This is a genomic window from Rhodococcus sp. NPDC057297, from assembly GCF_042667435.1.
In the GTDB taxonomy this organism is placed as follows: Bacteria; Actinomycetota; Actinomycetes; order Mycobacteriales; family Mycobacteriaceae; genus Rhodococcoides.
The window spans coordinates 1-22,304 of sequence record NZ_JBHUZE010000013.1; the positions used below are offsets into that span (position 1 = coordinate 1).

Sequence of the window (22,304 nt, forward strand, 5' to 3'; positions counted from 1 at the left end):
ACAACAGTATGCTTCGACAGATCCAAATCGGCCTGTGTGCTCATGACAAATCCTTCCGTGCTGGTGGCGCCCGACGCGGCCGAGGGGTGGCCGCGTCGGGCGCGCGCCTAGCGAGTTCCGTTCTTGGCGTACTCGGCTATGGCGTCGATGTTGGACGAGTCGATGAACGCGGGACCGGTGAGAACCGGGGTGCCGCCACCGATGGTGTTGCCGTTGTTCAGGTACAGCCACAGCGAGTCGACTGCGAGGTATCCCTGCAGGTACGGCTGCTGGTCGATGGCCCACGCCACGTCGCCGGCCTTGATGGCGTCGACGAGCGCGGAGTTCGTGTCGAACGTGACGATGGTTGCGTCGCTCCCGGCGTTTGCCTTCGACTGCACGGCGGTCAGCGCAATCGGTGCACCGAGGGCGACGATGTGATCGATGCTGGGATCCTGCTGCAGCTTCGCCGTGATCGTCGCCTCGACCGACGGCATGTCCTTACTGTTGACGTTCAGGATCTCGGTGCTGCCTCCGGTGAATCCCTGGGTGACGCCCGCACAGCGGGACTCGAGCGCGACCTGCCCTTGCTCCTGAATGATGCACAGCGTCTTCTTGGCGCCGTCTGCGGTCAGACGGGCGCCTGCGGCTTCACCAGCGATGGTCTCGTCCTGGCCGAAGTACTGCTGGACTCCCTGGTCCTTCCAGGTGTCGTAGCCGGAATTGAAGGCGACGACGGGGATGCCTGCTGCGGTGGCTGCTTCGACGGCGGGCGCCATGGCGTCGGGCTTGGCCAACGTGACGGCGATACCGTCGACGTCGGAGTCGATGGCGCTCTGCACGAGGTTGGCCTGATTGGGAGCTTCCGGGTCCGCGGAGTAGCGCAGCTCGATGTTGTCCTTCGCAGCTGCGGCTTCTGCGCCCTTGCGGATCAGATCCCAGAACGTGTCGCCGGGAACCTCGTGCGTGATCATCGCGATGGTCGCGCGGGGTGTGTCGGCCGTGCCTGCATTGGAGCCTCCGCCGGAGCTCTCGGGAGCACCGCCGGTGCTGGAGCATCCCGCCACTGTGGCGCACAGCGCCAACCCGAGAACGGCGCCGGAGCGGAGCACGCGGAGTGAACCTGATCGGCCTGTGCCGTGACTCGTGTGAAGTTTCATCAATTCTCTTTCTCGACGCCGTTCCGCCATGGAACGGGTGAACCAATCGATGTTGCGTTCAATATGTAATCCGCATCACACGCCAATGTCAAGCATTTGTCCTGACATTAGAAAGTTCACTCATTTAACTCGTTGCCCGAGTAAGACGAACCGGCTCGTAATTCAGCCGCCGAAAAGCAGAAACAGGCCGCCGAAGGTGAAGAAGACCATCAGCACCATCAGCGCCAACTGACCGGTCAATCGGTGCGCGCGCGGCAGTATTCGCAACGATGCGTCGTGGGCGGCGGCGACTCCGAGGATGTGGCCGAGCAGAACACACAGAACTTTGATCGAGGACACGACGCCGGGATGCTCGGACAACACGTAGGACACTTCCCACCCCTGCTGCCCGAGCAGATCCCACCCGTCACCGAGCGGATCGGTCAACAGCAGAACGGTGCTCTGGCCTTTCTCGACGAAGTAGGTCAGGTAGTGAGCCAGCACGTAGCCGAACGCGATCGGGATCAACGAATGCGCCAACGCACCAGGGAGAGCTCGCCGTTCGGTTCGGGACACTCCGCCGGTCGCCTGGCAACAGAGCCAGAAGGCGACCCCCACGATCGACACCAGCGCGAACAACCCGGCTGTGCGGAGCGCGACCGCCCCGTCGCTCGATCCCGACACGTCGTCGACGAAATTGCGCCAGGCCGGCAATTGCGAGGCGCTGTCGAACGCAGTCGATCCGAGAAGAACGGCAACCGCCCCTACCGAACCCGGAAGAATCGGAAACGTCGGCAGGCCGTCGAGCGGACTTCGCAGCACGAGCGAGCCTTCGGGTGATCTGGCGAGCGGGGCCAGGCGCGCGATCGTGTCGCTGTACTTCTCGAACGGATCACCGTTCTCGAACCACGCGTCTCCGAACAGCAGTGCGCCGACGAGCATCAGAATTACGTACGCCGTACACCACGTCCGGATGGCGTCGACGGAACCAGGATCGGAGTACGCGAGCTCGAGCCAGACGAATGCGAACAGCCCTACGACACTCGGCCATGCACCCAACCTGGCGGGATACTCGATCAACGCGGTGCCCGTGGGACGGCGTAGCACTCTGCACGTGACCGCGTGAATCGTCCGAACCGGCGAGACGATGCGCCACACCGGGCCGAGAAGCGCCGACGCGATCGGCAGGCCGACCCACAGTAGAACGTAGAACACCCCGGGAAGCGCGTTCGTCGCATCGTCCGGCCCTGCGTACGCCGCCCACCCGGCGTATACCGAGAAGGCAAGCGTCACAATACGTAGCGCCCACCGAGAGGCGGGTGCATCGACGGCGCGCTGCGCCGCGCGAGGGACGGTAGCCCACCGCCTGCGCGGATCCAGTCGTGGAGAGCGCCACGCGAAGATCACAACGGCGAACGAAATGGACAATGCCCAGGCTCCACCGATCAGGACGAACGTGACCGGTAAGGGAAGATCGGTGGAGCCACCCAATCCGTGGGCGAGGATCACGGCCTGACAGCGAGCGTCGCGACCGTGCGATCGGCGTGATGCAGCTCGATCGCAACCGAACCCGGCACGTCCACCGTGAACTCGAACGTCTGACCGGCTGTCGCCTGCACCTCGAACGTGTGGTCCGGCACGGAGTGAATGTGCAGCTCGTCGGCGGTGTCGCTGTCCACCCGCAGCGTGATGGGCTCACCTACGACTGCGTCCAGCCGCTCGTTCGTAGGTGTGATGTCACCGCCGGTGATGGCGACGTCGATGACCGTGCCGACAGGCCGTGCCTCGGCCGCCGAGGAGTCCTCGGCAGCCGTGGACGTCGCCGCGGTACTGCTGTCGGCGACACCGCTACCCGCGGTGGTGTTGCCGGTGTCCGAAGAGGACGAGCATCCGACAGCGAGGAACAACATCGCAGCGCCCGTCACGGCAGCGCAGCGGCCGTACTTCATTTCTTCTTCCCATCGTCGTGGTCACCGGGCAGGTCGTCCATGGCTCGGTCGGGTACATCGGCTGATTCGCTCTCGGCGTTCTCGTTTTTCTCCGCACGTCGGTCCTTGGCGACGATGTACAGAACGACCGCGACGATGATGAATGCCGGTATCAGAGCCGGCAACGCCAGCACGACCGAGTGATCTGCGAGATAGACGACGTCTTCTGCGCTCGAAAGATGAACTGTCATGTGCGGCTGTGCGTTCTGTGTTCACTCGAGGTGCGCAGCGAGTTTCGAGGCGTCACCGAGCTGATGCGCACCGTTCCCCAGGACAGAGCCCAGACCAACAGGAGTGTGCACACCAGAACGACGAGCGACGCTGCGGCGAACAACCACGTCGGGTGGTCGAAGTTGCGTTCGCGCTGCAACAGGGTGATCTCGGAAACCAAGTCACGAGTGAACGAGGCGTCGGCGGATACCTCCTCCGCTCCGATGCCCTCGTCGGCCGCCATGAACACCGGTGCCGCCGCCAGTGTGCGACCGTCGTGAATGCGGAGGACTGTCTTCCATGTGCCGTCGACCGGGACCGGCTTCGTCGACCGGAAGGTGCCGGGTCCGGTGGCCTCCAGCTGGTCGACCACCAGGCCGCGCAACGTGTCTCCCCCGCCCTGCCACGCGAGAATCGACACCCATTCGGGGTCGTCGCTGACGAGATCGACCGGATCGATCTCGACCTCGGCGGTCACCATGCGGAAACCGTCGACAGGTTCCGCGTCCGTCAACCGCACTGTCGCAGTCGCGTCCGTCGGCACCTCGAAAGAAAGGCCGTTCGCCACGGTGCCACCGAGAGCAAGAATCATTGCGAATACGACGGTTCGGCGAACGGCCGGCCCGGGCAGTCCGTCGCCGCTCAGCGCCTGCGCGAACAGGCCTGCGGCGAGGCCCGTCGTGACACCGACCGGAACCGTCATCATCAGCGTGTCCAGCCACATGCTCGATGTCCACGGGAACAGATGAACGGCGTCGACCCAGAGTGATTCACCCCAGATTCCGAGCGTTGCCACTCCGAGCCCTCCGACGGCACCGAAGAGCAGGCGGCGCTTCACCAATGGGGTCAACGCCACGATCTCGACGACGATCGCAGCCCCCAGATACAGCGCGAACACATTGTGGGGCTCACCGAAGACAGGACCGACGAGCAGAGCGGTGATCTCTCGAACGACGGCGGCGAAGGCTACGGCGAACACAGCGGCGCCAGGACCGACCATCAACCGGGCAGCGATCAACGCGAACGCCCCCGCACCGGCGATGAGCATCGGTTGGAATATCAGCTGAAACTGCTCGACGCCGAAGTCGAACTCGATCTGGAACACCGACAGCCCGATGAGTAGCCCACCGAACGCCGAGCTGCGGATCAGCCACGTCAGAACCGGACTTCGGTGCCACCGCGGGTCCGGGCCGTCGGCGTCGGAACCCATGGAAATCCTGCCCTCGTGCTCCAGCAGGATCACGCCGATCAAGGACAGTCCGGCACCTCCGATCAACATGAGGTGAGTCGGTCCCCAGAGCGTCACGTCCTGACCGAAGATGCGGTGCCAGATGTCGTCGAGCGGAAATCCGATGAGGGCGTACAGTCCGGCCCCCATGATGAGCACTCCACCGGTCGGGACGTACCACGTGCGGGTCAGCTTGATCGCGGCCCGACCGGGCTTCTCGTCGAGGGGCAGAATCATGGCGAGCGCACCGGCGATGAACAGGAAGAACAGTCCGACCAGGATGAAGTAGTGCGCCGGGTTGGCGAGCGGCCCCTCGTCACGTCCACGTCCGATGTGCAGGCTGACGTCCCAGATGAACCCCAGGAACGCAGTCAGAATCGTGGAAATGAACATCACCAGTGGGAGGGCAGCCCACCCGGGGAGGTTTGTCTTCGCACCGGCATAGTCCGCAAGTCGGCCCAACCAGGTGATGCGGCGAGTACGGTGCAGAAAGGCGAGGTAGAGCAGACCGAGTGAGATAACTCCCGCCGCGGCGCTCATACCGAAGACCTGGTCGAGTGCGGCTCCCCCGCCCTGGCCGCCGCTCCCCTGCGCGACGGTGATGACCGACGTGTTGAGGTTACTCTGGGTAACACTTATCTCGAACATGGTCAGAGTATGAACCCAAGCGAACCGAAAAACCAGACTTTCGGCCGATCACGTCGACACCTTGTGTTCCGCCACAGAATCGGTGCCGTTACTGAAGCGATCAAGAACGGGTTCACCACATATCCCGTCACTCCCGCAGCCATCGCCTGCCGATGCATCGCAGGTCACCGCACGTACGAGCCGAACTGCCGGGCGTGACGAGCCGTCACATGGGAACCTTGCCGAGACGCCCTGATCGGCGGCGACTACCGTTGCAGCTACATCTAATCTTCAAGGGAGCAGGTAATGAGCATCCAACCGGTCGAATCGAAGCGCCATCACGTCGTTGTCATCGGTTCCGGGTTCGGCGGTCTCTTCGGCGTCAAGGCACTCAAGAAGGCCGACGTCGACATCACCCTCGTGGCCAAGACCACGCACCACCTCTTCCAGCCACTGCTCTATCAGGTTGCGACGGGCATTCTCTCGGTCGGAGAGATCGCCCCCACGACCCGAGTCATCCTGCGCAAGCAGAAGAACGCCGAAGTTCTCATGGGCGAAGTGCTCGACATCGATCTGACGGCGAAGACGGTGACGTCCAAGCTCCTCGAGCGCGTGACGGTGACGCACTTCGACAGCCTGATCGTCGCAGCGGGTGCGCAGCAGTCCTACTTCGGCAACGATCACTTCGCCGAGTTCGCGCCGGGCATGAAGACCATCGACGACGCCCTCGAGCTCCGCGGCCGCATCCTGGGCGCATTCGAGCAGGCCGAATTGTCGGACGATCAAGAAGAGCGTGACCGCCTGATGACGTTCGTCGTCGTCGGTGCCGGACCGACCGGAGTCGAACTGGCGGGCCAGATCGCCGAGCTCGCAGATCGCACCCTCGACGGGGCGTTCCGCAACATCGACCCCCGGGATGCTCGTGTCATCCTCTTGGACGCAGCGCCCGCCGTGCTCCCACCGATGGGCGAGAAACTGGGCAAGAAGGCCGCAGACCGGCTCGAGAAGCTCGGCGTGGAGATTCAGCTCAACGCCATGGTCACCGACGTCGACAACGACGGACTCACCGTCAAGGAAAAGGACGGCACGACGCGCCGCATCGAAGCACAGTGCAAGGTGTGGTCCGCGGGTGTCCAGGGAAGCGCGCTGGGCAAGCAGCTCGCCGATCAGTCGGAATCCGAAACCGACCGCGCCGGCCGCGTCATCGTGGAGCCGGACCTCACGGTCAAGGGTCACCCGAACGTGTTCGTCGTCGGTGACCTGATGTCGGTCAAGGATGTTCCCGGAATGGCACAGGGTGCGATCCAGGGTGCAAACTACGCAGCCAAGCAGATCAAGGCGTCGCTCAAGGGCGAGGATGCGAGTCAGCGTCAGCCGTTCAAGTACTTCGACAAGGGATCGATGGCAACCGTCTCGCGCTTCAATGCGGTCGCCAAAGTCGGCAAACTCGAGTTCGGCGGTTTCATCGCGTGGGTCATGTGGCTCGCACTGCACCTGTACTACCTCGTCGGGTATCGCAGTCGCATCACCACCGTCATCTCGTGGTTCGTGACCTTCCTCGGCCGCGGACGCGCACAGATGGCGTCGACCGAACAGCAGGTCTTCGCCAGGTTGGCCATCGAACAACTCAACTCGATCGAAGCGTCGGAAAGTCCGGGTGACAGCGACTCCGGGCGCAAGGCTCGAACCGAACAAGAGGAGAAAGCGGCCGGCTGAGTCCCGCCCGACCTCACTGCTTCCCGACCTGACTGCTTCCCGACCTGACTGCTTCCCGACCTCACTCCCCCTCGGCGTCACTCGTGCACATGATGTGCATGGGTGGCGCCGAGTTCGTGAAGCATGCGATGAACGGTGTCGTCGTCGAGCCGGTACGTCATCTTCTTGCCGTCCCGCTGCACTGCAACCCACCCCTCGTTCCTGAGCAGTCGCAGCGCGTGCGAGACCGAGGTCGACGTCATGGACAAGGCAAGCGCCAGGTCGGTGACACATATTCCTGGCGCGCGGTGCATGCAGAGCAGAATGCGCAACCGCGTCGGATCGCCCAGTAGATCGAACCGCTGTACCCAATCGTCCAGATTGTGCACGGCGTCCACCGCTGCGCGTGCTTGCTCCACGTGCTCGGGTTCGAACGGGGCGGTGCCGGGCGACTGCGCGTTGCGCACATCTCCGTCCGTCATGTGGGCAACGCTAGCGTGTCGATTCTGCTGCCGGTTGCGGTCGACAGAGTTCCCCCGGCCGCGAGAGGCATCCGAACCCATGATCGTCCGGCTTCGGGACTGCGATCGTCTGGGAAACGAATGGTGCTCGACATCGCCATCGGTGCGGAAATCACGTCGTGTCCCGATGTTCCAGCGCCGAGTTCGACACGGTGCCGCAAGTGTGGGCGGATTCGGCCCCCGCCACAGTCCACATCCGAAACGACTGTGCCGCACCAGGAACCTGCACGCTCCCCGGCCCGGCCGATCTGTATTCGCTCACGGATGTGGATCGACCCCGAGTCCGAGAATCGAACATCGGTGCGCGAGTGGTGCCGTGCGTCGGCGGCGACGATCATCGGTTCCGGGTCGAAGAGCAGCGTGCCACCGTCGTCGACGTGGAACGACCACCACGAGTGCGACTCGGGAGTCGTGGCGCTCGGCAACGCCAGGGTCGCCGCGACGCTGTGGACTGTCAGGCTGGCACCTTTACCCACCTCGACGCGGATTCGCATCTCGTCGCCGCCCAGAGGTGTTGCGGCCGTGCCGATCATGTGTACTGTGTCCGGACCGGTCAAGCGCCCGGACAGTCCGCCGGACGAAATGATCCGCGGACTGCGCTCGGCACTCGCGACGATGAGGAGCTCAGTGCGCATCGGCCGTGGCCGTCTCCTTCAGCCGCGCCCGTACCCACTCGAGCACTTTCGACGCCGACGGGTCGTCCGTCAGGGAAATCATCGCAGTCGGTCGGCCTTCGCGTACTTTCTCCGCATCGCCTCGCATGACCTCCAGATCGGCACCCACGTACGGAGCCAAGTCGGTCTTGTTGATCACCAGGAGGTCCGAGAAGGTAACACCGGGACCACCTTTACGCGGAACCTTGTCGCCACCGGCGACGTCGACGACGAAGATCTGGACGTCGATGAGGCCCGACGAGAAGGTCGCCGTCAGGTTGTCACCGCCGGACTCGACCAGAATCAGATCGAGTGGCGGGTTCTCGTCGACGAGGTCGTCGATTGCATCGAGGTTCGCCGTGATGTCGTCGCGAATTGCGGTGTGCGGGCATCCGCCGGTCTGAACTGCAGTGATTCTCTCGTCGGGTAGGACGGCGTGCCGACGGAGGAAGTCCGCATCCTCGGTCGTGTAGATGTCGTTCGTCAACACTCCGAGCGACAGTTCGTCGCGCAGTTCCCGGCACAGCGCAGCGACCAGAGCGGTCTTGCCGGATCCCACCGGACCGCCGATACCGATGCGGAGTGCCTCACCGGGGACTCGAGTGCGCTTCGGTCGGTCGAGGCTGTGGTCGTGCGGCTCGCCGTCGATGAGATGCGGAGGCATTGTATTTCGGCCTTTCGTGAATCGGTGACAGGGAGGATGTCGTTCGAATGAACGGGTCGGTCTTCAGGATACGAACAGCGGCCGCTCGCGCGCCGCGTGGTTCTCCGCCAGCACGTCGAGCAGCGGATCGGACAGATCCACCAGGGTGGGCAGCAAGGCGCACACCTCGTCCGCCACCTCGTCGCAGGTGCGAGCGAGCCGCAACGTGCATGCCGCGACGTCCGACGGATCGAGGGCGAGCAGTCGCTGTGCTGCGATCGCGGACCCGGTCATCGTGGTGTACACCTGCACAGACGCGATGGCCTGGCCGGGCAGGGTCGCAGCGCGACCGACGAGACCGGCGACGACGGCGAGATGAGGCCGACGCGGTACCGTCTCCCACTGCTGGTGCGGCCAGCTCGCACGGGCGAGCCTGAGCAGCCCTCTCCCCTGCGCCCGAGACGCGGCCCGAGCAGCAGGCGACGGGATCCGTGCGTCGCACTCGTCCTCGGCGACGTCCACATCGAGGAGTGCCTCGCACACCGCGGCGGCGATGGACGCCGTCACGGCACCGCTCGTCCTGAGTCGACGGATCAGGAAGGCTTCAACGGAGCCGATGTCCCGCACGAGCCCCTGTTCGATGGCTTCTTCGATACCGCCCGAGTGGACATGGCCACCTGTAGGCAACCGCGAGTCCGCCAACGACATGATCGTGGAGATTTCGTTCACGACCGCGCTCAAAAGAGGAAGTACCTCTGCGCCATCGGGAGTTCGGTCGCAGGCTGCTCGGTCCAGACGTCGCCGTCGATCTTCACGGTGAACGAATCGGGATCGACCTCGATACGGGGCTGCGCGTCGTTGAGCGGCATGTCGGCCTTACCCACCGCCCGAACGTTCCCGACCGCAACCAGGCGTCTGTCGCAGTCGAGTCGATCCGCCAAACCGTCCTCGATCGCCTGCGGGGCGACGAAATGCACCGATGTGGCTGCAGCGGCCTTGGGCGATGCGCCGAACATCGGCCTGGGCAGCTCCGGCTGAGGGGTAGGGATCGACGCGTTCGCGTCCCCCATCTGCGCCCACGCGATCATCCCGCCCTTGATCACCGCGTGCGGCCGGACACCGAAGAACGCCGGATCCCACAGTACGAGGTCCGCCAGCTTGCCTGGTTCGATGGAACCGACCTCGGCGTCGAGACCGTGCGCGACGGCAGGGCAGATCGTGTATTTCGCGATGTAACGCTGCACGCGATTGTTGTCCGCGCGGGTGTCCCCGGGGAGGAACCCCCGTCGCTTCTTCATCACGTGTGCCGTCTGCCAGGTGCGCAACACGACCTCTCCGATCCTGCCCATGGCCTGTGCGTCGCTGCCGATCATGGATATCGCACCGATGTCGTGCAGCAAGTCCTCGGCGGCGATGGTGGACGGCCGAATTCGGCTCTCGGCGAAGGCAAGATCCTCCGGAATGGAAGGACTGAGGTGATGACACACCATCAGCATGTCGAGATGCTCGTCGAGCGTGTTGACCGTGTGCGGCCGAGTGGGGTTGGTCGAACTCGGCAGCACGTGTCCGTACGATGCGACAGTGATGATGTCGGGTGCGTGGCCACCTCCCGCGCCTTCGGTGTGGTAGGCGTGGATACCGCGACCCGCGATCGCATCCAGGGTGGTCTCGACGAACCCGGCCTCGTTGAGTGTGTCCGAGTGCAGAGCGGCCTGCACGCCTGCGTCTTCGCACACGCGTAGGCACGCGTCGATGGCGGCGGGAGTGGAGCCCCAGTCCTCGTGAAGCTTGAAACCCGATGCGCCGGCGCGCAGCTGCTCCCACATTGCGTCTTTGCTGACGGTATTGCCCTTGCCCAGCAAGACGACGTTCATCGGCCAACCGTCGAGTGCTTCCAGCATTCTCGACAGGTGCCAGGCACCCGGGGTGACGGTCGTGGCCTTGCTGCCCTCGGCAGGTCCGGTTCCTCCGCCGATCACGGTGGTGATTCCGCCCGCCAACGCTTCGTCCATGATCTGCGGGCAGATGAAATGCACGTGGCAGTCGATTCCACCGGCCGTGACGATCTTGCCGTTGCCTGCGATGATCTCGGTCGACGGACCGATGACGAGGTCCGGATGGACACCGGTCATCGTGTCGGGGTTACCGGCTTTGCCGAGAGCGACGATGCGCCCATCGCGAATGCCGATATCCGCCTTGATGATTCCCCAGTAGTCGACGACGACGACCCCTGTGATGACGGTATCGGGGGCTCCGTCGGCGCGCGTTGCACGCGACTGCCCCATCGATTCGCGGATCACCTTTCCGCCTCCGAAGACTGCTTCTTCCCCGGCCAGTCCTGGGCCACCACTTCGGTCCTCGGTCACTTCGATCAGAAGGTCCGTGTCCGCCAACCGGATTCGATCACCGGTGGTGGGGCCGAACAACTGCGCGTATCGAGAACGACTGAGCTGCGCCATCAGACATCGAGCTTTCCGGGAGGATTCGAACTCAGTCCGTACACTTCTCGGGTTCCGCCGAGAGGGACGAGTGAGACTGTCATGGTGATGCCGGGCTCGAACCGCACCGCAGTGCCGGCGGGAATGTCCAGCCGACGTCCGTGCGCCAGCGCGCGATCGTACGACAGCGCCGCGTTCGCCTGGGGGAAATGAACGTGACTTCCCACCTGCACCGGGCGATCACCGGTGTTGACCACCTCGATCGTCACGACGTCGGCACCCTCGTTCAGTTCGATGACGCCGTCCTCGGTGAGGACTTCACCTGGAATCAGGTGCCCGTCACCTCGTTTCGGAGAAATGGGTTCATGGACAGTGATCAGTTTGGTGCCGTCGGGGAACGTTGCTTCGACCTGGACCTCGGGAAGTAGTTCGGGAACTCCGCTGATGACGTCGTCGGCCGACAGGACCTCGCGTCCCGACGCCATGAGCTCGGCGACGGACTTTCCGTCGCGTGCGCCCTCGAGAAGGTGATCGGTGATGAGCGCGACGGCTTCCGGGTGATTGAGGAGCCGACCTCGACTACGACGCCTACGTGCCAATTCGGCTGCGTAACTGAGGAGCAGCCGGTCCTGCTCGTGCGGAGTCAGCCGCATTCGATCTCCATCCGTAACCCGTCCTGCCCGACGCAGGCAGTACCGGACATTCTGGCACGTGTGCCCGTCTGCGGCAGGGTACGGCCGCTGATCGCTACGACTGAGCCGACGGGCCGCCCACGGTACGAGCCAGGAGTCCGTGCAGAACGTCCCGAGTGACGAGAGGCGACAGTGACTCGAGCTCCGCGGCATCGACCGCCCCGCAATCCAGACCGCGGACGAGAACGGCGGCCAGGGCCTGAGCAGTCGCAGGCTCGTCCATCATGCCGTTCGACGTGGTGTCGAGATACGCCGCGACCCGGGACGCAGCCGTCGGCATTGCCGACCGGAAGAACGACAACGTTGCAGTCCACCGAGTCGCGAGGTGGGCCGGGTGCATGTCCCACCCCTGATAGAAGCCGCGTTGGAGGGAGCGCGTCACCAGGCCGGCGTGGCGCCGGATGGCGCTGTCCACTTCGGCCGGAGTCCCACTCGGAACCACCTGCGTCGAGCCGTCGCTCACCCAGATCCCCGTCTGCGCCGTGGCTGCCAGCATCACCGCCTTCGCGTGATCCGCCACCGGATGCTCGAGGGATTGCTGAGCGGACGTGATTCCGCATGCCGCGCTGTAGTCGTACGTGCCGTAGTGGAGTGAGGTGCACCGCCCGTCCGCGCGTCCCAGGGCACGCGCCAGCGTTGCGGTGCCGTCACTACCGATGACGGCCTGAGGACTCTCGATCTGAAGCTCGAAGCGAAGCGCTCGCTCAGGCAGGCCATGTGCGCGCTCGATCTCCTCGCACAGGGCGACCACCCCATCGACCTGCTCGGCAGCTCGGAGTTTGGGCACCGTGAACACGAAACCCGGCGGCACTCCCCCGGCTCCGTCGAGAACCAGCTCGAGCGTTCGGATACCCCGGCGACGTTCGTGCGGCGCCAGCCCCTTGGGTCGGATGCCGCACCATCGAGGGCCCGACGGATCCACAGCCAGGGAGGCGAGCGTTCGTCCCGCCTCGCGGGCGTGCGCGTCCTCGGTCTCGTCCGCACGCCAGCCGTAGCCGTCTTCGAAGTCGATGCGCAGATCTTGAATCGGCCGCGTAGCCAGTGCTTCTCGAACGCGTGGAAGCACACCGACCGAGTCGATCGAATCGAACACGTCCTGGTTCTCGTCGATCAAGCTCAGCGCCTGCTGCCCCCACCTCGCGGGGAGGTCAACCCCGGCAGCAGACGCGGCTACGTAGATCGTGTGGATCGGCTGCCCACCGATCCGGTCACCGGGGAAATCTGCGGCGAGAGCCTCGTCGACGGGACCGAGAATCGACTCGATGCGGTCGAGCGCAGCCTCGGACAAGCGTTCATGCTGTGACGGGGACACGGATCTGGGTGCGTTGCTCACCGGGCCAGTGTCCCAGAACCGCGCGCCTCGAGCTGCCCTGGCTAGCTTCCGGCGTTACCGAGCGAGGCGGTGTCGGCGATGTTGGCCAATCGAACCTTGCCCTGCGCGACGGCTTTTCCGGCCTCGTTCGTGATGTCGACCTGCCACAGCTGCTGGGTGCGACCGCGATGGATGGGACGCGCTTCGGCGACGAGAGTTCCCTCTCTCGATGCCCGTAGAAAGTCGGTGTTGTTGTTCACGCCGACGACGTGTCCGCGAGACCCGAGCCAGACACTCGCTCCGATACTGGCCATGGATTCCACGACCGAGCACAGGACGCCACCGTGCATGATTCCGGCTGGCTGATGCAGTTTCGGTGACACGTCCCATGTGGCGCGTACACGATCTGCGGACACTTCGGTGTAGACGAGTCCGATTGCGCCGTCGAAACCCTGAGCGCAGAGTTCCGTCATTTCGGCGGGATCGACGGTCGGGGGAACTGGGCTCGTTGATTCGCTCATCGACTCTCCTGATTCGGCTGGCGTCGTCGCGTTCGACGCGCAGATCAGGACTACACCAGAACGCCGAGACAAAGATCGGCGGGCCTCACATTCGAAGAATGTGAGGCCCGCCGTGGCAAGGACCGGGAGTCTCTGCAGCCCTCAGGACTCCGGCGCGGTCCGGTGGTTCACTCTGAACAGTAGGCTAGCCTTACCTGATTTGGCAAGGGCTAGGAGGCGCGCAGTCGCGTACGCGGCCAGGGCCGGGCGCGGACCGGCGCGCCCGCGGCGACGAACGCATCGAGCAATGCCTGCCCACGCCGCGCACTGTCGGAGGCAAAGGTGTTCGCAAGTACAGGAATGTACGTCGAGGCACCGAGGATGGAGTCGCCGACGAGGCTCCAGAACGTGGACGCGTCGAACGGTGCGCGGGCGGAGACGGACCGCAAGACGGCGGTCAGCGAGGTGATGCAACGGTGCGCGGTCCATACGAGCAGTGCCTCTTCGCACGGTAGCGTCACCGTGCCGGGCGTCGACTCGAGCGAGTCGTCCGGCAGCACGCGCAGAATCGGCGACCCCACGCCCGCCCAGTCGATACCTCCGTCGCTGTCCATGTGAATCCAGAGGTTGTCGATTCCCGGATCCCACGCGCGCCCTTCGAGCATCACCAGCGCGGCCACGCGGCCGACGACCGCGTGCACCAGCGCCGTCGCGACCTGATGGGCGGCCGCCTCCATCGAGCCGAGATCTTCCAGTGATCTACCGAGCATCGAGTCGATCCGGCCGTCCTCGAGTCCGGTCTCGAGGTGCCACCACCGTCGCTTGCCTTCGTTGGCCATCGCGGCAACTGCATACATGCGCGGGTAGTCGGGATTGAGCGCCCTAAGGCGCGTGCACGAGCGCGCCAGGGGGCTGCCCTCTCCGTTGTGTTCGTACGAACGGTGCACATCGGCCCAGGCATCGGACGCAGCTGTTGCAAGTGACACCGGAACACTCCTTTCATGACGGTCGATCTTCGTTGCATTGCTTTAGATAGGCTAGCCTAACCATGTTCCGATCCGGCGAGAAGGCCGCGCAATGTACGACGCGTCACCCATTCGGCTTGGCTTGCCTTACCTGGCCGCGCAGAATGAAGAAGGGTTCCGTAACCTAACGATTGATCCATAAACCACAGTGAGGAGTCACGGACACAGTGACGACGGCACCATTGCTGGGTTCGGGAAACCTTCACCCCAATCCGGACGACGACTACGCCAAGGAAGACATACCCCGCGGACCAGCTCCGTGGTCTCCGCGCATCGCCGCGACCGTAGTGGACCTCGCGATCGTGCTGCTACCACTGGGTATCGGGTGGTCGATCGTCGACTCGCTCCGTGACGACAACGGCGGAGGGCAAGCGGACCGGTTCGTGTTCGGTGGCATCGCCGTCGCGGTTGCGGTCGGTCTTTTCCTGTGGAATCAGGGATACCGAGAAGGTAAGGACGGACAGAGCACCGGCAAGCGGTGGACGAACCTGATCGTTCGTGACGAGCGCAGTGGCAACGCACTCGGCGTGCGTCGGGCGATGCTTCGCCAATTCGGCATCGGGCGACGCGAGACCGAGGTCGTACGCGAGAAGACGGCCGCCGACGAACTGTTCGAGCCGATAGCACGTGACAACTCCGTTGCAGGCATTCGTAAACGGCGCATTCTCGGCCTGGTGATTCTGGCCGTTGCTCTCGCCGCCGCGATCCTCGCGAGCATTGCGATCGGAGCTCGGCCGCTGACGTTCGCCGAGATCGGCCACGCACTGTGGAGTTCGACGGGAACCGACACCGACATCATCGTGCGCAGCCTGCGTATCCCCCGCACGCTTCTTGCGCTCGTGGTGGGAATTGCACTCGGCATCGCAGGCGCTCTCATCCAGGGCCACACCCGAAACCCACTCGCCGACGCAGGTCTGCTCGGACTCAATGCCGGCGCTGCGTTCCTCGTGGTGCTGTCGATCTACCTGTTCCGCTTCAACTCGCCCAGCCAGTACCTCTGGTTCGCGTTCGCAGGCTCGGCAATCGCCAGCGTCGTCGTGTTCGGACTGTCCTCGGCCGGAAACGGCAAAGCGAGCCCACTCAACCTCGCGCTCGCCGGTGCAGGCGTCGCGTTCTTCCTGTCCGCCATGACCAATGCCATCGTCCTGTTGGACCAGACAAGCCTCGACGGCTACCGATTCTGGTCGGTGGGTTCGGTCGCCGGGCGTGGGCTCGACGTCCTCTGGCAGGTGCTGCCGTTCCTCGTCGTCGGAGTACTCATCGCACTCGCCAGCACCCCAGGCCTCAACGTGATGAGTCTCGGTGAGGACGTTGCACGCTCGCTGGGAACCAACATCGCGCTCACCCGCACCGTCGGCATCATCGCCATCACCCTGCTGACCGGTGCTGCCACTGCTGCCTGCGGTCCGATCGCCTTCATCGGTCTGGTCGTGCCGCACGTCGCGCGGGTGGTCACCGGCCCGGACTATCGATGGCTGGTTCCGTACGCGGGACTCATGGGAGGCGTCATGCTGATGATCGCCGACGTCATCGGCCGCGTCGTCGTTCGCCCCGGAGAACTGCAGGTCGGTATCGTGCTCGCCCTCTTCGGCGCTCCGTTCTTCATCGCTCTCGTTCGTCGTCGGAAGTTGGCAAGCCTGTGACCCCGTCCTCGACCGAGAACGCGTCGGCGAACCGCGCTGCCGCACCCGACGCCGTCCGTACGGTCCCGTCACGTCCGCCGTTCCGGGTCGGGCCGCTGTCTCTGGTTCGGCGTCCGCTCATGGTTCTCGTCAACCTCGTGATGCTCGCGGCGCTGTTCCTGGTTGTCTGCATCAACATCGGCCGCGGCGACTTCCCGCTGTCCATACCTCAGGTGACCGAAGTGCTGTTCGGAGGCGGATCTCGCATCGACAGGTTCATCGTGATGGACCTTCGGCTGCCTCGTTCACTCACCGGACTCCTGGTGGGAATGGCTCTGGGCATATCCGGCGCCGTGACCCAGTCGATCTCTCGCAACTCGCTGGCCAGCCCCGACATTCTCGGCATCACAGCCGGTGCGAGCGCGGCCGCAGTTGCGCTCATCGTTCTCGGTGGCGGCGGCACGTTCGTCGGGATCCTGGCCACCGTCGGCCTTCCGCTGGCAGCGCTCGTCGGTGGTGTCCTGACCGCCGTGCTCATCTACACGCTGGCATGGAAGCGCGGCGTCGAAGGGTTCCGGCTCATCCTCGTCGGCATCGCCATCAATGCGATGCTCACTGCGGCCATCGGCTGGCTGCTGATCAGTGCGGACATCAACGACGTCTCCCGTGCTCAGTTGTGGCTCAACGGATCCCTGAACGGTGCCGACTGGAGCAAGGTCTGGCCGGTTCTCTGTGCACTGGTGCTGATCGGCGGCATCACCATCATCTCCACGTTCACCCTCGGCGCCCTCCGGCTCGGCGACGACAACGCCCGTTCGCTCGGGGTGCGCCTCCAGTCAGGTCAGGCCACGCTACTTCTGGCGTCGGTGGCGCTCGCGGCCATTGCTACCGCCGCTGCCGGTCCCATCGGATTCGTGGCGTTGGCGGCACCGCAGATCGCGCTGCGCATTCTGCGCACTCCCGGCCCACCGATCATCGCGTCCGGGTTGATGGGCGGCTTGCTCGTCGTCGGCAGCGATCTGATCGCCCGCACGATCCTTCCGGTCGAGTTGCCTGTCGGAATCGTGACCTCCGCGCTCGGCGGTCCGTTCCTCCTCTACCTGCTCGTCCGCAGTAACCGAAAGGTCTCCGCATGACCACAACCGAACCGTCCCGCCTCGTTGCCGAAGATCTCACGCTCGGCTACGGAGACCGGATCATCGTCGAGAACCTCGATCTCAACGTGCACACCGGCCTGATCACCACGGTCATCGGACCCAACGGCTGCGGCAAGAGCACCCTCCTCCGATCCCTCGGACGACTGCTGAAGCCCAAAGCGGGCAAAGTCGTACTCGACGGCAAAGCGATCTCGTCGATGCGCACGAAGGACGTCGCCCGTGTCCTCGGCATGCTGCCGCAAGCACCGACTGCGCCTGAAGGACTGACCGTCGGCGACCTGGTGTCCCGCGGCCGGCACCCGCACCAGTCCTGGGTACGGCAGTGGTCGTCCGACGACGAGTCCGAGGTCGCCAACGCGCTCGAACTGACCGGCGTCGGAGACCTGGCGGACCGGCCGGTCGACGAGTTGTCCGGCGGTCAACGCCAGCGAGCATGGATCTCGATGGCGCTCGCACAAGGCACCGATATCCTGCTGCTCGACGAGCCCACGACCTACCTCGACCTCGCGCATTCCGTCGAGGTTCTCGACCTGGTGGATCGTCTGCACGAGGAGATGGGCCGCACCGTCATCATGGTGCTGCACGATCTCAACCTCGCCGTGCGTTACAGCGACCAGTTGATCGTCATGTCGCAGGGCAAGATCGTCGAGTCCGGAAAGCCTCAGGACATCATCTCCGAGAAACTTCTGATGGACGTGTTCGGTCTCGAAGCCAGCGTCATCGAGGACCCGGTCTCCGACCGTCCCCTGATCGTCCCGATAGGAACGCGCCACGTGTACGGAGCGGTCGGAGGTCCGACCAAGTCGGCGGCCGCACCCGCCGAGCCGGACGCCTAACGTTCGATCATCGTCCGCACCAACCGGTAGCCCTGGCCGAGGGACACATCGGGAAGGTAGGCCCGTCCGATCGCGTTGCCGATGCTCGGTAATGCGGCCGGGTCGGCGAACGTCATGTGCATCGGTTCGTACCGCGGCTGAAACTTGGACTTGAAGGCCAGCAACGACCTGAAACCGTAGACGGGTTCGAGTGTCTTGCCCAGCACGTCGAGCAGTCGATCGAGCAGCGTGTAGAAGGTGACTTCCTCATCGGAGGGTGCATCGGACGAGTTCCCGTCGCTCACCTTCGCAAGCGGCGCACCGGACAGGCTGAGGAACCGAACGCCCTCCTCCTTCAACAGGATTGCAGCGGACGCGATCAAGAACTCCATGGTCGGTCTGAAACCCTCGGACCGGCGCCGCATGAAGTCGAGAGTCCAGCCGACGACGACGCCGTCCTCGTACACGGGCATCCACGACGTGATTCCGTGAACGGTGCGGTGTTCGTCGATTGCGACGAGGCAGCGTACCTGTCGATCGTCCACCTCCTCGAGGCCCCCGAGCGTGAATCCCATCTCGGGCATTCCCTTGTCCGCCACCCATTCCTCGGAGATCGCCGTGATCTGATCCGTGATGGCAAGCGGTGCGTCGGGGAAACTGATCCACTCGGCCTCGATTCCCACCTTCTTCGCCCGGTTCAGCGCGGTGCGGACGTCTTGGAATCGCTTGCCGGTGAAGGCCAGGTCCTCGAGATCGAGAACAGTCTCCTCCCCTACCTGGATCCCGCCCCAGCCGATGCTGTCCGTGATGGCACGAACGTCCGGTGTCACCGAGTAGAAGCACGGGATCCACCCGTTCTTCGATGCGAACTCCGCGAAGTCGACGACTGCCGACCGCAGTTCCCCCCGTGGTCCCACCGGATCACCCGTCGTCAGCGCCACCCCCGAGATCACGCGGTACGCAACGAAACTGGACCCGTCGGCGGAGAACCAGTAGGAATTTCCCTTCCACAGCGTCATCCACGACAGCGCGCTCCCGGAACTGCTGGTCAGCAGGGCGCGTGCACGTTCGGCAGCGGCGCTGTCCGCTCGTGAGACGGGAGTCAGGAACGTCGAGAGCACGAACACGCACAACGACACCCAGAAGATGACCCCGGTCCATTCGAACAGCAACGTGGTGAAGATGCTGTCCGGAAGCAGCCTCGGTTCGAGCCATTGCAGATACACCGGCGGCACCAGACGTTGCGGGAAGTCCTCGATCAAGCCGAGGAGGGACGCCTTCTGATCGAAACCACCGCGTCCGAGGAACCCCAACAGCACGTACAGAACCCACAGAATCACCGCAGTACCCAGTACCGAGATCGTGAACTTTCGATAGGTCCCGCGCGGTGCACGGACGTCGAAATATCTTCTCGTGAGCGCCAGAACGACGAGAATTGCCAACGGAAGCAGAAACGGCACGATGGTGCGATACGCGGTCGGCGACTCCAGCCCGTAGAACACCGATTCGTCGTCACCTGCGTCGATGAACCTGATGGCGTAGTTCGCGACGGACACGATCAGCAACACCACTTGTGCCACCACCGCCGCACCCCATGCGAACCTACGGCCCCGGCGGAGTCCGTCGGCGAGGAACAGCAGGAAAATCGAGGGCATCAACGACAGGATCGTCGGACCGACACCACCGAGTCTCAGCTCGAGGAGGCCGGTTCGGCATTCGGGGTCGGTTGCCGAATCGGCACAGATTTCACGGACCTCTGCCGGCGTGTACGGCACACCGCTGACCACGTCCCGCAGCACTGCGAACGGCCCGACCGCGTCCGGGCTCAGTGCAGCGAGTACGGGACCGAGCGCGCTGGCGGCAACGACCAGCGCCACCAGGACGCGGCCCTCCCGCTGGGTGCCTGCCAGGCGCGGTCCACGAGCCGACCGCCCGACGATCGCCGGTCCGAGCACGAGTCCGACGACCGCCGCGGCAAGTCGAACCACATCCTGAAGGTGTCCGCTGAAGAGTGCGGACGTGATCAACAGAGCCAGAAGCCCGACGCGTATCCGCCTGCGCCACAACGTGTCCATGCGGGCGCTGGCCACCATCAGAACTCCGACGATCCACGTCGTCGGGCCCACTGCCGTCCCTACGTGCAACCGGAAACCCCAGTCCGCGTCGAACGTTTTCGCCAGCGCTGCGATCCCGAGGCCGAACACGGCACCGAGGACCTGGGTGCACACGGCTGCGACGGCGAACTTCGCCGAGCCGATCCGCCGCTCGATCGGTGCGGCCGCGACGAAGACCGCAACCACGAACACCGCATAGCCGAAGACTCCCGGGGCGAGCAGACCGGCGGTCAGGACCGTCCACAGTTTCAGTTCCTCGACCGGCATGATCCCCAGGGCCACGGCGTGGTGGACCGTGTTTCCGCCGACAGCCCCCGCGACCACACCGAGCGCGAGCACCACGACGAGCAAACCCAGACTGACCGGTGCCCCCTTGATTCCGAAGCCGATCAGGGAAGCCAGCCGAACGGCCTGCCGGCTGAATCCGCGCCACGCCGCGGACAGTCGCTCTCGACGTTTCGCCGTCCACGACTGTCCGGACGGCCCCGACGGTTCGGTCGCCTGCGCGGCGTCGATGATGTCGTTCACGAGATGAGTCCTACTCTCTGCATCAGCCAGGGCAGTTCCTGCTTCAGTCCTTCGGACCACACGGCGAAACTGTGTCCTCCCGGCACTTCGAGATACACCACGTCCATGCCTGCGGCTTTCGCGGCCTCGTACATGGCCTTCTGTCCGGGTTTGTAGTCGTTGTCGTCGGCACCGACGACAAATGCCCCACCCGACTGGGAGAACTGCCGGGTCTTCAGAAGGTCCATCGGATTCACGGCAACGAATGCGGCCTCGTTCCCGCCGAAAGCCTCGGCGACGGTGCGGCCGCGGTCACCGAGCGTCGGCTCGGCCTGCCCGGAGAGATCGAGGAAGGTCGGGTAGACGTCGGGGTGGTTGGTCGCCATCTGAATGGAACATGTGCCGCCGTAGGACAGGCCTCCGATGATGCGAGTCTTCGGATCCGGATTCACCTGGAGCGTCGATCCGATCCAGTTCGGAACGTCCGTCGCGAGATACGTGTCGACGTTTCCGAGAGGAGAGTCGACGCACAACGGATTGGCCAGCGTCGAGCCCGTGGCGTCGGCGACGACGACCACCGGCGCAAGACCGGAGTGATCGGCAGCGAATGCGTCCATCGTGCTCGCGAGCTGGCCGCCGTTCAGCCAATCCTCCGGCTCCCCTGGCTGGCCTGCCATCAGCACCAGGGTGGGCAGCAGGGGGCGTGGATCGGCGAAGTAGGCCGGGGGCAGGTAGATCTGTGCGGGTCTCGCCGAGAAACCGGACACCGTCCCGGGGATAGTTGCCGACGTCAACCGGCCCTGCGACGGCATGGACGCGGGCGCGGCCCACGAAGTGTCGAGTGGATCGCCGGTCACCGGATTCGATTGCATTCCTGGCACAGTGCTCAGATCTACTCGATCCGAGTCCTCTACACCGAGCAGTGTTCCCACCGTCGGGTAGGCCGCGAACACCAGATTCACCTGGGCGGCGGCCGCCACCACCACCAGAACGGCAGCAACCACCGACACGATCCTGCCGATGAGCCCACTGGATGCGACGGCGCGGGGGACCACCGCGAACACAGCCGCGAGTCCCACGCCGATCCATACGTAGATGAGGATCTCGATCGGATCGGGGAACGGGCGCCACACCTTCTCCACGACGTAGTAGAGCACCACTGCGACGAGTGCCGCGACGAGGAGGCAGAGCGGAAGAGCTCGGCGGACGTACCACGTCGTGCTGCTGACGATCAGCCACAGCGCGCCGAGTACACCCAGGCCGAGGGTGATCCACGACGTCGTGTCATCGACAAGCGAAGCTGACACGAACCAGTTCATGAATGCAGAATAGGCACAGAGTCGATGCGGTTCGGTGAACGCGATCGAACTTCCCCGGAAAGTCATCCTCCGGGTGGGCGGAACGTCGGATATGACGCATCCCACATGCCCAGGGCGACC

At 64.6% G+C, this 22,304-nt stretch carries 20 protein-coding genes; 4 read left to right on the forward strand and 16 right to left on the reverse strand.

Annotation, left to right across the window (positions count from 1 at the left end):
* Positions 1 to 107: 107 nt before the first annotated feature.
* The 5 genes from ACFULT_RS25920 to ACFULT_RS25940 form a co-directional block, all read right to left on the reverse strand.
* Positions 108 to 1,139, reverse strand: a complete 1,032-nt coding sequence (locus tag ACFULT_RS25920) for a substrate-binding domain-containing protein (RefSeq protein ID WP_241483801.1) — start codon at positions 1,137 to 1,139, stop codon at positions 108 to 110.
* 162 nt (positions 1,140 to 1,301) lie between these two features.
* Positions 1,302 to 2,627: a hypothetical protein gene (locus tag ACFULT_RS25925; RefSeq protein ID WP_378482924.1), complete on the reverse strand. Its 1,326-nt coding sequence runs from the start codon at positions 2,625 to 2,627 to the stop codon at positions 1,302 to 1,304.
* Positions 2,624 to 3,067, reverse strand: a complete 444-nt coding sequence (locus ACFULT_RS25930) for a hypothetical protein (protein WP_037110726.1) — start codon at positions 3,065 to 3,067, stop codon at positions 2,624 to 2,626. The genes ACFULT_RS25925 and ACFULT_RS25930 overlap by 4 nt, the downstream gene beginning before the upstream one ends.
* Complete coding sequence (locus tag ACFULT_RS25935) at positions 3,064 to 3,297, reverse strand: hypothetical protein (RefSeq protein ID WP_037110723.1); 234 nt, start codon at positions 3,295 to 3,297, stop codon at positions 3,064 to 3,066. Before ACFULT_RS25935 ends, ACFULT_RS25930 begins: the two co-directional genes overlap by 4 nt.
* Positions 3,294 to 5,192 (reverse strand): hypothetical protein, encoded by a 1,899-nt coding sequence (locus tag ACFULT_RS25940; protein ID WP_037110722.1) that lies wholly within the window; start codon positions 5,190 to 5,192, stop codon positions 3,294 to 3,296. Before ACFULT_RS25940 ends, ACFULT_RS25935 begins: the two co-directional genes overlap by 4 nt.
* A gap of 285 nt (positions 5,193 to 5,477) precedes the next feature.
* On the opposite strand from ACFULT_RS25940, the gene ACFULT_RS25945 reads away from it, so the two are divergent.
* Complete coding sequence (locus ACFULT_RS25945) at positions 5,478 to 6,887, forward strand: NAD(P)/FAD-dependent oxidoreductase (RefSeq protein ID WP_378482925.1); 1,410 nt, start codon at positions 5,478 to 5,480, stop codon at positions 6,885 to 6,887.
* A 77-nt stretch (positions 6,888 to 6,964) separates the two neighbouring features.
* Here ACFULT_RS25945 and ACFULT_RS25950 read toward each other — a convergent pair whose 3' ends face one another.
* The 9 genes from ACFULT_RS25950 to ACFULT_RS25990 form a co-directional block, all read right to left on the reverse strand.
* Positions 6,965 to 7,348, reverse strand: coding sequence for a helix-turn-helix transcriptional regulator (locus ACFULT_RS25950; RefSeq protein ID WP_019667625.1), 384 nt, complete (start codon positions 7,346 to 7,348; stop codon positions 6,965 to 6,967).
* Entirely contained in the window at positions 7,345 to 8,022 is a 678-nt protein-coding gene (locus tag ACFULT_RS25955) for an urease accessory protein UreD (RefSeq protein WP_037110718.1), read from the reverse strand. Before ACFULT_RS25955 ends, ACFULT_RS25950 begins: the two co-directional genes overlap by 4 nt.
* Positions 8,012 to 8,704 carry an urease accessory protein UreG gene (ureG, locus tag ACFULT_RS25960; protein WP_378482926.1) on the reverse strand — a complete coding sequence of 231 codons (693 nt, stop codon included), beginning with the start codon at positions 8,702 to 8,704 and terminating at the stop codon, positions 8,012 to 8,014. Before ureG ends, ACFULT_RS25955 begins: the two co-directional genes overlap by 11 nt.
* A gap of 63 nt (positions 8,705 to 8,767) precedes the next feature.
* Positions 8,768 to 9,391 (reverse strand): urease accessory protein UreF, encoded by a 624-nt coding sequence (locus ACFULT_RS25965; RefSeq protein WP_170945337.1) that lies wholly within the window; start codon positions 9,389 to 9,391, stop codon positions 8,768 to 8,770.
* A gap of 29 nt (positions 9,392 to 9,420) precedes the next feature.
* Positions 9,421 to 11,142: an urease subunit alpha gene (locus ACFULT_RS25970; protein ID WP_378482927.1), complete on the reverse strand. Its 1,722-nt coding sequence runs from the start codon at positions 11,140 to 11,142 to the stop codon at positions 9,421 to 9,423.
* Positions 11,142 to 11,774, reverse strand: coding sequence for an urease subunit gamma (locus ACFULT_RS25975; RefSeq protein ID WP_052059303.1), 633 nt, complete (start codon positions 11,772 to 11,774; stop codon positions 11,142 to 11,144). Before ACFULT_RS25975 ends, ACFULT_RS25970 begins: the two co-directional genes overlap by 1 nt.
* Before the next feature lie 94 nt (positions 11,775 to 11,868).
* Positions 11,869 to 13,146, reverse strand: a complete 1,278-nt coding sequence (locus tag ACFULT_RS25980) for a DUF6986 family protein (RefSeq protein ID WP_378482928.1) — start codon at positions 13,144 to 13,146, stop codon at positions 11,869 to 11,871.
* A gap of 41 nt (positions 13,147 to 13,187) precedes the next feature.
* Positions 13,188 to 13,646, reverse strand: a complete 459-nt coding sequence (locus ACFULT_RS25985; RefSeq protein WP_094653436.1) for a PaaI family thioesterase — start codon at positions 13,644 to 13,646, stop codon at positions 13,188 to 13,190.
* A 209-nt stretch (positions 13,647 to 13,855) separates the two neighbouring features.
* On the reverse strand, positions 13,856 to 14,572 hold the full coding sequence (locus ACFULT_RS25990; protein WP_241483807.1) for a hypothetical protein: 717 nt from the start codon (positions 14,570 to 14,572) through the stop codon (positions 13,856 to 13,858).
* 245 nt (positions 14,573 to 14,817) lie between these two features.
* Between ACFULT_RS25990 and ACFULT_RS25995 the strand changes: the two genes are divergently transcribed.
* The 3 genes from ACFULT_RS25995 to ACFULT_RS26005 are packed head-to-tail and all read left to right on the forward strand — an operon-like array spanning position 14,818 to position 18,265.
* A complete protein-coding gene (locus ACFULT_RS25995) occupies positions 14,818 to 16,293 on the forward strand; it encodes an iron chelate uptake ABC transporter family permease subunit (RefSeq protein WP_080732997.1) in 1,476 nt (491 codons plus the stop codon).
* Positions 16,290 to 17,408 (forward strand): FecCD family ABC transporter permease, encoded by a 1,119-nt coding sequence (locus ACFULT_RS26000; RefSeq protein WP_378482929.1) that lies wholly within the window; start codon positions 16,290 to 16,292, stop codon positions 17,406 to 17,408. Before ACFULT_RS25995 ends, ACFULT_RS26000 begins: the two co-directional genes overlap by 4 nt.
* Positions 17,405 to 18,265 carry an ABC transporter ATP-binding protein gene (locus tag ACFULT_RS26005; RefSeq protein WP_037110803.1) on the forward strand — a complete coding sequence of 287 codons (861 nt, stop codon included), beginning with the start codon at positions 17,405 to 17,407 and terminating at the stop codon, positions 18,263 to 18,265. The genes ACFULT_RS26000 and ACFULT_RS26005 overlap by 4 nt, the downstream gene beginning before the upstream one ends.
* Here ACFULT_RS26005 and ACFULT_RS26010 read toward each other — a convergent pair.
* Both ACFULT_RS26010 and ACFULT_RS26015 read right to left on the reverse strand, forming a co-directional pair.
* On the reverse strand, positions 18,262 to 20,886 hold the full coding sequence (locus ACFULT_RS26010; RefSeq protein ID WP_378482930.1) for a bifunctional lysylphosphatidylglycerol flippase/synthetase MprF: 2,625 nt from the start codon (positions 20,884 to 20,886) through the stop codon (positions 18,262 to 18,264). The genes ACFULT_RS26005 and ACFULT_RS26010 overlap by 4 nt on opposite strands.
* Positions 20,883 to 22,184 (reverse strand): esterase family protein, encoded by a 1,302-nt coding sequence (locus tag ACFULT_RS26015; protein WP_037110808.1) that lies wholly within the window; start codon positions 22,182 to 22,184, stop codon positions 20,883 to 20,885. The genes ACFULT_RS26010 and ACFULT_RS26015 overlap by 4 nt, the downstream gene beginning before the upstream one ends.
* Between the last annotated feature and the right edge of the window lie 120 nt (positions 22,185 to 22,304).

Excerpts from the sequence above, each read along its gene's own strand:
- ACFULT_RS25920 (WP_241483801.1), bottom strand. The coding sequence starts at position 1,139 with ATGAAACTTCACACGAGTCACGGCACAGGCCGATCAGGTTCACTCCGC.
- ACFULT_RS25930 (WP_037110726.1), bottom strand. The coding sequence starts at position 3,067 with ATGAAGTACGGCCGCTGCGCTGCCGTGACGGGCGCTGCGATGTTGTTC.
- ACFULT_RS25935 (WP_037110723.1), bottom strand. The coding sequence starts at position 3,297 with ATGACAGTTCATCTTTCGAGCGCAGAAGACGTCGTCTATCTCGCAGAT.
- ACFULT_RS25940 (WP_037110722.1), bottom strand. The coding sequence starts at position 5,192 with ATGTTCGAGATAAGTGTTACCCAGAGTAACCTCAACACGTCGGTCATC.
- ACFULT_RS25945 (WP_378482925.1), top strand. The coding sequence starts at position 5,478 with ATGAGCATCCAACCGGTCGAATCGAAGCGCCATCACGTCGTTGTCATC.
- ACFULT_RS25950 (WP_019667625.1), bottom strand. The coding sequence starts at position 7,348 with ATGACGGACGGAGATGTGCGCAACGCGCAGTCGCCCGGCACCGCCCCG.
- ACFULT_RS25955 (WP_037110718.1), bottom strand. The coding sequence starts at position 8,022 with ATGCGCACTGAGCTCCTCATCGTCGCGAGTGCCGAGCGCAGTCCGCGG.
- ureG (WP_378482926.1), bottom strand. The coding sequence starts at position 8,704 with ATGCCTCCGCATCTCATCGACGGCGAGCCGCACGACCACAGCCTCGAC.
- ACFULT_RS25965 (WP_170945337.1), bottom strand. The coding sequence starts at position 9,391 with ATGTCGTTGGCGGACTCGCGGTTGCCTACAGGTGGCCATGTCCACTCG.
- ACFULT_RS25970 (WP_378482927.1), bottom strand. The coding sequence starts at position 11,142 with ATGGCGCAGCTCAGTCGTTCTCGATACGCGCAGTTGTTCGGCCCCACC.
- ACFULT_RS25975 (WP_052059303.1), bottom strand. The coding sequence starts at position 11,774 with ATGCGGCTGACTCCGCACGAGCAGGACCGGCTGCTCCTCAGTTACGCA.
- ACFULT_RS25985 (WP_094653436.1), bottom strand. The coding sequence starts at position 13,646 with ATGAGCGAATCAACGAGCCCAGTTCCCCCGACCGTCGATCCCGCCGAA.
- ACFULT_RS26005 (WP_037110803.1), top strand. The coding sequence starts at position 17,405 with ATGACCACAACCGAACCGTCCCGCCTCGTTGCCGAAGATCTCACGCTC.
- ACFULT_RS26015 (WP_037110808.1), bottom strand. The coding sequence starts at position 22,184 with ATGAACTGGTTCGTGTCAGCTTCGCTTGTCGATGACACGACGTCGTGG.